9 protein-coding genes and 2 pseudogenes are annotated in these 9,840 nt (G+C 59.8%); 4 read left to right on the forward strand and 7 right to left on the reverse strand.

Translation table 11 applies throughout. The features are described from left to right. A pseudogene (locus E0F99_RS26275) lies at nucleotides 1–254 on the forward strand (hypothetical protein); the annotation flags it as partial. 60 nt (nucleotides 255–314) lie between these two features. Here E0F99_RS26275 and E0F99_RS26280 read toward each other — a convergent pair. Beyond that, nucleotides 315–551, reverse strand: coding sequence for a hypothetical protein (locus E0F99_RS26280; RefSeq protein WP_083358026.1), 237 nt, complete (start codon nucleotides 549–551; stop codon nucleotides 315–317). 229 nt (nucleotides 552–780) lie between these two features. Between E0F99_RS26280 and E0F99_RS26285 the strand changes: the two genes are divergently transcribed. Next, nucleotides 781–1,338, forward strand: coding sequence for an NADPH-dependent FMN reductase (locus E0F99_RS26285; RefSeq protein WP_083358027.1), 558 nt, complete (start codon nucleotides 781–783; stop codon nucleotides 1,336–1,338). A 75-nt stretch (nucleotides 1,339–1,413) separates the two neighbouring features. Here the strand turns inward: E0F99_RS26285 and poxB are convergent, their stop codons facing one another. Together poxB and E0F99_RS26295 are read right to left on the reverse strand one after the other, a co-directional pair. Beyond that, nucleotides 1,414–3,138 carry a ubiquinone-dependent pyruvate dehydrogenase gene (gene poxB / locus E0F99_RS26290; RefSeq protein ID WP_130909010.1) on the reverse strand — a complete coding sequence of 575 codons (1,725 nt, stop codon included), beginning with the start codon at nucleotides 3,136–3,138 and terminating at the stop codon, nucleotides 1,414–1,416. Nucleotides 3,139–3,215: 77 nt separating this feature from the next. Continuing rightward, nucleotides 3,216–4,448, reverse strand: a complete 1,233-nt coding sequence (locus tag E0F99_RS26295) for an NADH:flavin oxidoreductase/NADH oxidase family protein (RefSeq protein ID WP_083358029.1) — start codon at nucleotides 4,446–4,448, stop codon at nucleotides 3,216–3,218. A 72-nt stretch (nucleotides 4,449–4,520) separates the two neighbouring features. Here E0F99_RS26295 and E0F99_RS26300 point away from each other — a divergent pair, with 72 nt between their 5' ends. After that, entirely contained in the window at nucleotides 4,521–4,925 is a 405-nt protein-coding gene (locus E0F99_RS26300; RefSeq protein ID WP_083358030.1) for a MerR family transcriptional regulator, read from the forward strand. 85 nt (nucleotides 4,926–5,010) lie between these two features. Here E0F99_RS26300 and E0F99_RS26305 read toward each other — a convergent pair whose 3' ends face one another. Both E0F99_RS26305 and E0F99_RS26310 read right to left on the reverse strand, forming a co-directional pair. Next, complete coding sequence (locus E0F99_RS26305; protein ID WP_003210798.1) at nucleotides 5,011–5,505, reverse strand: DUF934 domain-containing protein; 495 nt, start codon at nucleotides 5,503–5,505, stop codon at nucleotides 5,011–5,013. Next, nucleotides 5,489–7,147, reverse strand: a complete 1,659-nt coding sequence (locus tag E0F99_RS26310; protein ID WP_083358031.1) for a nitrite/sulfite reductase — start codon at nucleotides 7,145–7,147, stop codon at nucleotides 5,489–5,491. Before E0F99_RS26310 ends, E0F99_RS26305 begins: the two co-directional genes overlap by 17 nt. 421 nt (nucleotides 7,148–7,568) lie before the next feature. On the opposite strand from E0F99_RS26310, the gene E0F99_RS26315 reads away from it, so the two are divergent. Further along, nucleotides 7,569–8,636 carry an ABC transporter substrate-binding protein gene (locus tag E0F99_RS26315; RefSeq protein WP_083358032.1) on the forward strand — a complete coding sequence of 356 codons (1,068 nt, stop codon included), beginning with the start codon at nucleotides 7,569–7,571 and terminating at the stop codon, nucleotides 8,634–8,636. Here E0F99_RS26315 and E0F99_RS26320 read toward each other — a convergent pair. Together E0F99_RS26320 and E0F99_RS30145 are read right to left on the reverse strand one after the other, a co-directional pair. Next, a complete protein-coding gene (locus tag E0F99_RS26320; protein ID WP_083358033.1) occupies nucleotides 8,633–8,851 on the reverse strand; it encodes a DUF2970 domain-containing protein in 219 nt (72 codons plus the stop codon). The two genes, E0F99_RS26315 and E0F99_RS26320, sit on opposite strands and share 4 nt — an antisense overlap. Nucleotides 8,852–8,901: 50 nt before the next feature. After that, a pseudogene (locus tag E0F99_RS30145) lies at nucleotides 8,902–9,840 on the reverse strand (hypothetical protein); the annotation flags it as partial.

Raw genomic sequence — 9,840 nt, forward strand, 5'->3', positions numbered from 1 at the left:
ATCACGATGAACGCACCGCCGAAAACCTCACGTTAGAGGCGTTTATCCGTTCCCAGGAACAAGTAAGCCAACCGGTGGGGGCTGTGGTGGAGATTGCGCTGGTCAGGCAGGTGGTGGCCTATCCCGCGTATGGCACGCCGGGTTATAAGCGTTCACTTTATGCGGTGGAAGGGGAGCGGGGGCGACTGATGGTCACACTCAAGCAGATGGACGGCGAGCAGGACGTTGAGGTGACGCAGATACTCCAGCCGTGATCGCCCGGCCCAGTCAATGCCGTCAATGGCCAGGACTGAGCAGGTAGATAAGGCGAGATGTTATGAGGCGAGGACCGTTTGTGATTCGCGGACGATAATGGTCCCCGACTGGATCAATTTGAATTCATCACCGTCCAGCTTTTCTACACGATCGCCAATGGCCAGCTTGTAGGTAGTGGAGGGCGCCGAGCCAGCCAGGTCGCCTTGCGCCGGGTTGGATTCCTGGAACTCATGCACCGAATACACGCGTCCTTCCGCGTCTCTGGCATGGAACTGTCCGACAAGTACTGCAGCCATCTGTTTAGAACCTCTGGAGATAAACACTCGATTTGCGGTTGTGTAGACCGTCATGGAGCGGGGTAGTTTACCTATGGAAAAAAAATACTATTCTTTGACGTTTATCAGACGCTTCCTACGCATATGAGTGCGTGGAAAACGGCGTTAAGATTATCAAAACCTTCTGGTTAACCTGCCGCGAAGACTCTATAACTACTAGCTCCTTTAGTCAGACGTCGGGAAAACCTCAATGAGCAAGGTCTACACGATTGCCGTCCTGGTGGGCAGCCTTAGAAAAGAGTCGATCAACCGCAAGGTCGCCCTGGCCTTGGCCGAACTGGCCCCTGCCACTCTCACGTTGAACATTGTCGAAATTGGCGATTTACCGCTCTACAACGAAGACATCGACGGGGCATCACCGCCCGCAGCCTACAGTACTTTCCGCCAACAGGTACGGTCATCCGACGCGGTGCTGTTTGTGACCCCGGAATACAACCGTTCCGTGCCTGCGCCGTTGAAGAATGCCATCGACGTTGGTTCGCGACCCTACGGGCAAAGCGCCTACAGCGGCAAGCCTGGGGCGATCATCAGTGTGTCGCCGGGGGCGATTGGGGGCTTTGGTGCCAACCATCATCTGCGCCAGTCCCTGGTGTTCCTCGATGTGCCGTGCATGCAGCAGCCGGAAGCGTACCTGGGTGGGGCGGGCAGTGTGTTTGATGAGGCGGGTAAGGTGTCGGAGAAGACCAGGCCGTTCTTGCAGGCGTTTATTGATGCTTATGGGAAATGGGTTGAGAAGCAGTTGGGCTGATGGGGGGCGCGGCGATTGAGTACATATCCGTTGCTGCAGCAACGGATATGTACATAAGTCCCCCCACAATCACCCTCAGCGTAACCAGTTGGTGCGCGCCAGCTCGATCACTTCATCACCTCGCCCGCTCATCACCGCCTTGAGCATGTATAAGCTGAACCCCTTGGCCTGTTCCAGCTTGATGCTCGGCGGCATCACCAGTTCCTGAGTCGCCGTCACCACATCCACCAACACCGGGCCGTCGTGGGCCAGGGCACGACGCAAGGCCGGTTCGAGGTCTTCGGATTGCTCCACACGAATTCCCAGAATCCCCATGGCGTTGGACATCGCTGCGAAGTCCGGGTTTTTCAACTCGGTACCGGTGTCCAGGTAACCGGCGGCTTTCATTTCCATGGCCACGAAACCCAGTGACGAGTTGTCGAACACAATGACTTTTACCGGCAGTTTCAACTGCGCCAGCGAGATGAAATCGCCCATCAACATGGCGAAGCCACCGTCGCCGGACATCGAAATCACCTGTCGCCCGGGAAAGGCTGCCTGTGCGCCGATGGCCTGCGGCATGGCATTGGCCATCGAGCCGTGGTTGAACGAGCCGATCAGGCGGCGTTTGCCGTTCATTTTCAAGTAGCGCGCAGCCCAGACAGTGGGTGAGCCGACGTCAGCGGTGAAGATGGCATCGTCATCCGCCAACTCGCTGAGCAAGCGCGCCACGTATTGCGGGTGGATCGGCCGGTCAGCCTTTGAGGGCTCGGCCAGGTCATCCAGGCCTTGGCGGGCTTTCTCGTAATGCTTCAGCGAGGTCTCGAGGAAGCTGCGATCGGTCTTGCGGGTCAAGCGTGGCAGCAGCGCGTCGAGAGTCTCGCTGACATCGGCCGCGATGCCCAGGTCCAACGTGGCACGACGCCCCAGCGCCTGTGGGTTGCGGTCGACCGGGATGATTTTTGCATCGGTCGGGTAGAACTGGCGGTAGGGGAAGTCAGTGCCGAGCATGATCAGCGTGTCGCAGTTGAGCATGGCGTGGTAACCCGAGCTGAAGCCGATCAGGCCGGTCATGCCCACATCGAACGGGTTGTCCCATTCCACATGCTCTTTGCCGCGCAAGGCATGCACAACCGGGGCGCCGAGGGCGTCGGCCAGGGCCACCACTTGGTCGTGGGCACCGGCGCAGCCACTGCCGCACAGCAGGGTGACTTTCTCGCTGCTCTGCAGGATCTCGGTGAAGTGTTGCAGGTCCTGCTCGGCCGGTAAGGTGCGCGGTGCGTGCAGGGCAGGCCATGGCTTGAGTTTGTCTTCGACTTCCAGCAGCGACACATCGCCGGGGATGACTACCACCGCGACACCACGATTGAGGATTGCCGAGCGCATCGCGCGATGCAGCACGTGGGGCATTTGCTCGGGGTTGGTCACCAGCTCGATAAAGTGGCTGCACTCCTTGAACAGCTCCTGGGGATGGGTTTCCTGAAAGTAGTTCAGGCCGATCTCCGAGGACGGAATTTGCGCAGCAATCGCCAGCACCGGCACATGGTTGCGATGGCAGTCGAACAGGCCATTGATCAAGTGCAGGTTGCCCGGCCCGCAACTGCCGGCGCACACCGTCAGTTCACCGGTGGCGGCGGCTTCGGCACCGGCGGCGAATGCGGCCACCTCTTCGTGGCGTACGTGCATCCATTCAATGCTGTCCATGGTGCGCAGGGCGTCGGTCAGGCCGTTGAGGCTATCGCCGGTCAGGCCCCAGATGCGCTTGATGCCCGCCTGTTCAAGGGTGGTCGCCAATTGCTGGGCCAGGTTGATTTTCGCCATGAAGAACTCCAATCGTCAGTGAGTTTAAAAGCTTCTGATCATTAGAGGACCGTTCGACCACGGCGGATGTTCACCCTTTAATGTGAAGATTGCGTCATGGCGGCGCGGTATTGGCGGGTGCGGCGGGCGATGAACCATTGGTCACGCAACAGCGCCAGCCAGGGGGCTACCTTGGGTTGGGGCCGGTGGCCGCGGCTCAGCCGGCGCATCTGGTAGCGCACCACGGCCAAGGTAGCGAGGGCGGCGAGGGGTTTGCGTTGCCAGTTGATGGGTTGGAGTTGCGGGTTCAGATCGCGACCTTCACGCCAGTGTTTGATCAGTTGCGGCTCCAGGGTCAGGGCGGTGGCAATGCCGGCCATGGCGATGCCGCTGTCCAGCACCTGTTGCACGATGGGCAGGCGACGAATGCCGCCGGTGACCATCAGCGGCATCTTGGCGACGGTCGCCAATTGCTTGGCAAACTCTAGAAAGTACGCCTCACGGGCCAGGGTGCGGCCGTCCCGCGCGTCACCCTGCATGGCTGGCGCTTCGTAACTGCCACCGGATAATTCCAGCAGGTCGATGGGCAGCGGGTTGAGCATCTCGACCACGGCGCGCGCATCGGCCTCTGCAAACCCGCCGCGCTGGAAGTCTGCGGAGTTGAGCTTTACCGCCACGCAAAAGGATGCGCTGACGTTGGCGCGAACCGCGTTGATGACCTCCAGCAGCAGGCGCGCGCGGTTCTCCAGCGAGCCGCCCCAGCGGTCGGTGCGTTGGTTGCAAAGTGGCGAGAGAAATTGACTGATCAAGTAGCCATGTGCGCCGTGGATCTGCACCCCGGTAAACCCGGCTTTCTCGGCCAGGCGCGCGCTGGTGGCGAAGCGTTTGACCACCTCTTGAATGTCGTCTTCGGTCATCGCCTTGGGCTTGGCGAACATCTTCGAAAAACCGCCGAGGTCGAGGGCTACGGCGGAGGGTGCCAACGCTTGCTGGCCCAAGTTGGCCATGGTCTGGCGCCCCGGATGGCTGAGTTGCACCCAGAAGTGCACGCCCTTGGCGCGCGCCACATCGGCCCACTCGCGGAAGCTGTCCAAGTGCTGCTCATCTTCGAGCGCGACGCCGCCGGGCCCGGTCATGGCGTGCCGGTCGATCATCACGTTGCCGGTCAACAACAAACCCGGCTCACCGTCCGCCCAGGCTTTGTACAGCCGCTTCAATTCGCGCGACGGCGCCTGCTTGGCGTCCGCCATGTTCTCTTCCATCGCCGCCTTGGCGATGCGGTTGGCGAGGACCTGGCCGTTGGGCAGTTGCAAGGCTTCGAAAGGTGACATGCGTTGACTCCTGAGCGGGGGAGGCCTCAGGCTAAGCTTAAAGTTAACTTTAATGTCAAGCAGGGTGTGGCGATGAATATTGGTGAGCTGGCAAAACAGAGCGGGTTGGCGGCGTCGCGTATTCGCTTTTATGAGGCCGAAGGGCTGATCAGTCAGGTGGGGCGCCAGGCCAATGGCTATCGGCGCTATTCAGCCGAAGCACTGCAGACCCTGCAGCTGATTCAAAGCGCGCAGCAGGCCGGGTTCACCTTGCAGGAGCTTAAGGCCCTGATGCCGGCGCCGGGCGAGCACAAGCGCGACGAACTGATTGAGGCATTGGAGCGCAAGGTGCAGCAAATTGAAGCGATGCAGGTGCAGTTGGCGCACAGCAAGGCCCAGTTGCTCGGTGTTATCGAGGCGGTGCGCGCGCAGCCGCAAGGTGTGCCGTGCTCCATGGGCCAGAAGCAGGTGCTGGCGTCGATCAAACTCAACGCATGATCGTATGATCTTTCCCACGCAGAGCGTGGGAACGATCACGCATAAAAAAGCCCTGGCATGCCAGGGCTTTTTCATGGGCTAACGCTTAGCGACGACGGAACAGCGGCAAGGGCTCATCCGTTGCCGCCTGGTACGTCACCGAGAAGTCCTTGAGGCTTTCCAGGGCTTCGTACGGGTCTTTGTCGGCGCGCAAGGCGAAGGCATCGAACCCGCAGCGGCGCAGGTAGAACAATTGGTCGCGCAGCACGTCGCCAATCGCCCGCAGCTCGCCCTTGTAACCGTAGCGGTCACGCAGCAGGCGGGCGTTCGAGTAGTTACGCCCGTCGGTGAAGGCCGGGAAGTTCAGCGCGATGACCTGGAAGTGCTCCACGTCATCACCGATCTCTTCGGCTTCTTCATCGGCGTCCAGCCACACACCCAGGCCGCCGTCGCGGGCCTTGAGGGCGTGGGCGTGCTCGCGCCACAGGGCCAACGGCACGATCAGGTCGTCGCAGTTGGAAATGCCGTCAAAGCTCGCGTCCTTGGGCAGCAGGTGCCAGGTTTCGTCGAGGACTTCGTTGTTCTTAATGATTCGCTGCATAGACGCGCTCCTTGAACAGGTCGATGCCGATGCGCTGGTAGGTGTCGATGAAACGCTCATCTTCGGTGCGCTGTTCGATGTACACATCGATCAGCTTGCCGATCACCTCGGGCATGGCTTCCTGGGCGAAGGACGGGCCGAGGATCTTGCCCAGGCTCGCATCGCGGCTGGCGCTGCCGCCCAGGGACACTTGGTAGAATTCTTCGCCTTTCTTGTCCACGCCCAGGATGCCGATGTGGCCGACGTGGTGGTGACCACAGGCGTTCATGCAACCGGAGATGTTCAGGTCCAGCTCGCCAATGTCGAACAGGTAGTCCAGGTCGTCAAAACGGCGTTGGATCGATTCGGCAATCGGGATCGACTTGGCGTTGGCCAGGGAGCAGAAATCGCCGCCCGGGCAGCAGATGATGTCGGTCAAAAGACCGATGTTCGGCGTGGCGAAACCGCCTTCGCGCAGCTCGCCCCACAGGGTGAACAGTTGGCTCTGCTCAACGTCCGCGAGAATGATGTTCTGCTCGTGGGAGGTGCGCAGTTGGCCGAAGCTGTAGCGCTCGGCCAGGTCGGCCACGCCGTCCAGCTGCTTGTCGGTGATATCGCCCGGCGCAACGCCGGTGGGTTTGAGCGACAGGGTCACTGCCACGTAGCCCGGCTTTTTGTGCGCCAGGGTGTTGCGCGTACGCCAGCGGGCGAAGCCAGGGTGCTGCTGGTCGAGCGCAGCCAACTCGGCGTCCTGGTTCGTCAGGGCCTTGTACTCAGGGTCGACAAAGTGCTTGGCCACACGGTGTACTTCGGCTTCGGTCAGGGTGGTCTGGCCGCCGCGCAGGTGTTCCATCTCGGCGTCGACTTTCTGGGCGAATACCTCAGGGGTCAGTGCCTTGACCAGGATCTTAATCCGAGCCTTGTACTTGTTGTCACGACGGCCATAGCGGTTGTAGACCCGCAGGATGGCGTCGAGGTAGCTCAACAGGTCCTGCCACGGCAGGAACTCGTTGATGAATGCGCCCACCACCGGCGTACGGCCGAGGCCGCCACCGACCAGCACGCGGAAGCCCAGCTCGCCGGCTGCGTTGTGCACCGGCTCAAGGCCAATGTCGTGCACTTCGATGGCCGCACGGTCCGAAGTCGAGCCATTGATGGCGATCTTGAACTTACGCGGCAAGTAGGCGAATTCAGGGTGGAAAGTGGTCCATTGACGGACGATTTCACACCAGGGGCGCGGGTCGATCAATTCGTCGGCGGCAACCCCGGCAAATTGGTCGGTGGTCACGTTGCGCAGGCAGTTACCGCTGGTCTGAATCGCGTGCATCTGCACGGTCGCCAGCTCAGCCAGGATGTCTGGCACGTCCTCCAGCGCCGGCCAGTTGAACTGTACGTTCTGGCGGGTACTGATGTGGGCGTAGCCTTTGTCGAAGTCGCGGGCAATCTTGGCCATCATGCGCGTCTGACGGGAGGTCAGTTGGCCATAAGGCACGGCAACCCGCAGCATCGGCGCAAAGCGCTGAACATAAAGGCCATTTTGCAAGCGCAGAGGGCGGAACTCTTCTTCGCTCAGTTCACCAGCCAAGTAGCGTCGGGTCTGATCACGGAACTGCTTGACGCGGTCCTCGATGATGCGCTGATCGTATTCGTCGTATACGTACATATAGGTCCTGTTCTCGGCAAATCTGCGCGCACGGCCGCGCACTCCCAACGGAGCCGGCGCACGATACCAGTTTGCGTTTATGCGCAAAAGTGATGTTTGAGTATATGCACATAACCAAAATGACTAATGAGAAGGGTTATCGCGATACCCACATTTGTCATGCGGGCAATCATGATCTTTACTGTCGTCGAGTCTTAATGCAATCACCTATAAAACCGACAAGAGGCGATGCGATGAGCAATTCGACTAAAGCCCGTAAACCCGACAGTACCGTTGATGCCTGGGCCATTCTGTTCTTGATAATCCTGGTGGTGGGCACAGCTGTATTCTGGGTCAGCCACCAGTAAAGCGCCTGATTGAGCCTCGATTCAATGTCGCATTGCCATTATCCTGTGGGTTAATGCTTAAGGCTCAAACAACCATGTTGAAGGTTCTGATTGCGTGTGTGTGGTTAGTGGGATCGGCGTACGGGGCGATGGCCCATGCGACGTCAGTGGTATTTCTCAACCCGGGCACATCTACTGAGACCTTCTGGGTCAGCTACGCGCAATTCACGCAGGCCGCTGCCAAGGACCTCGGCCTGAGTTTGCGTGTGCGTTATTCCGAGCGCAGCGCCGAAAACACCTTGGCGCAGGCCCGCGAAGCGCTGCAAGGTGCCCAGCGGCCCGATTACCTGGTGCTGGTGAATGAGCAATATGTCGCGCCGCAGATCTTGCGCTTGGCCCAAGGCAGCGGGGTCAAATTGCTGATCGTCAATAACGCCCTGACCGCCGATCAGGTGCAATTGCTGGATGCGCGCAACGACGCCGGTTGGATCGGCAGCCTGGTGGCCGATGACGAGCGGGCCGGTTACCTGATGTTCACCGACCTGCTGCGCCAGCATGGCCCGGTTGCAACGGGTCAAACCCTCGACTTGCTGGCGTTCTCCGGTGCCAAGCACACGCCGGCCGCGCAGCGGCGTGAGCAGGGCTTGCGCCGCGCCTTGGCCGAGCATCCCGACGTGCGCCTGCGCCAGTTGGTCTACGGTGAATGGAGCCGCCAGCGCGCCTTCGAGCAGGCAACGCAGTTGTTCAAGCGCTACCCGCAGACAGCGTTGGTGTGGTCGGCCAACGATGAGATGGCGCTGGGCGCGATGCAAGCCTTACAAGGCAGTGGGCGGGTGCCTGGCAAGGATGTGCTGTTCAGTGCGGTTAACAGTTCGCCAGACATTTTGAAAGCACGCCTGGACGGGCGGCTGACGACGTTGGTCGCGGGGCATTTCACCCTGGGCGGCTGGGCAATGGTGCTGGTCAACGACGATGCCAAGGGCGTCGATATCAGCGCTTATGGCGGGCGCGACCGCCAGGCAGCCTTATTCCAGCTGATTGATGGCGACCAGGCGCAGCGCCTGTTGGGGCCGACGCCGCCGGTGGATTTCCGGGCACTGTCGGCCGTGGGCAAACCGACGTCCTACCGTTACCCGTTCAGCCTGCACCTGCTGCTGCGTTAAACGCCGGCCAGGTGCAGCACCAGCTGGACAATGCCGAACAGCGTCAACGCAAACACCGCCGTAAACACAATACCCAGGATCACAAAATGGCTCGGTTTGCCGTGGGTAAAGTCTCGGGCGCGGTTCTTGCCGCTTTGCACGCCGAAGGCCGCCGCCATTACGCTTTGGAGCATTTGCCAGAAGGTGGGTGGTTTGTTGTTGAGTGGATCGTCCATGTTGCCCTCGTCAGGAAGGTCTACTCAATAGAGCATAGACACTCTGACAGTCAGGCGGTTGGTGTTTCCGTGGGCTCAGGCTGTTCCAGATGTAGAAACAGTTTCTGATCCAGCGGTGCTTTGATCACGGCTTTATCCAGGTTGATCAACGTACGGTGGTTGGTACCTGCGCGCTCGATCAGTTCTTTGCGTGTGTAGCGGCGCTCATCTTTAGTTTTCAGATGACCAAAGTCAGGCGCCAATGCGGGTGCATCGACGGACGTATAATGGAAATGTGCGTACCACATGTCGGCTTTCTCATCCTTTTCCCCGGGTTTTATCTTGTTTTTGTCACGTATCGCGTACTCGGTGAGGTAGCCACCGGCCTTCAATGGGGTGCGTGTTTTAACCAGGTTGATATCGACAAAACCGTGCGTCCATAGATAATCGACATTGGTGGCTCTGGGGCGCTGCAGCTTATACCCCTCGCTGCACACCTCTCGGGCTTTCTGTATGGCCGCGTGCGCTTGATCACGATAACTGTTCTGCAAGCTCAGAGCGTTGGCATCAGTCGCGTGGTTGCGTTGGATTTCATCGGCCAAGGCTTCGAACTTCGCCGCATGCTGGCTCAGCATCACATCCCACTCGTGCGGATCAAGGCCTTCAAGTCGGCTGGGGTCTTGAAGCTTTCGCTGTTGGAAGCGAATGCTTGCATCGATGGCCGCTCGCTCGTTTTGGATGGTTTGTGCCTGCGCCTTGATTGCTTTCCGCGACCGCACCGGAACCTGTACTGGCGCACGAACAGGCTCAACGATTTGCCAACCACCTTCATGCGCGTGTTCATGGTACGTGGCCAGGGTTTGCCCGGTGAGGGGGTCTTGGATGTCGACAAAGTTGCCAGGAGCCTCAGGCTGACTGGGGCGCAAGTCGCCAATCAGGTTCTGATTGTCGAGGGTTTTGATCACTCTTCGATTGGGTTTTTTAGGGCGTTTGGTTTTGTCGGCAGCGGG

It is taken from the genome of Pseudomonas antarctica (genome assembly GCF_900624995.1).
GTDB lineage: Bacteria > Pseudomonadota > Gammaproteobacteria > Pseudomonadales > Pseudomonadaceae > Aquipseudomonas > Aquipseudomonas antarctica.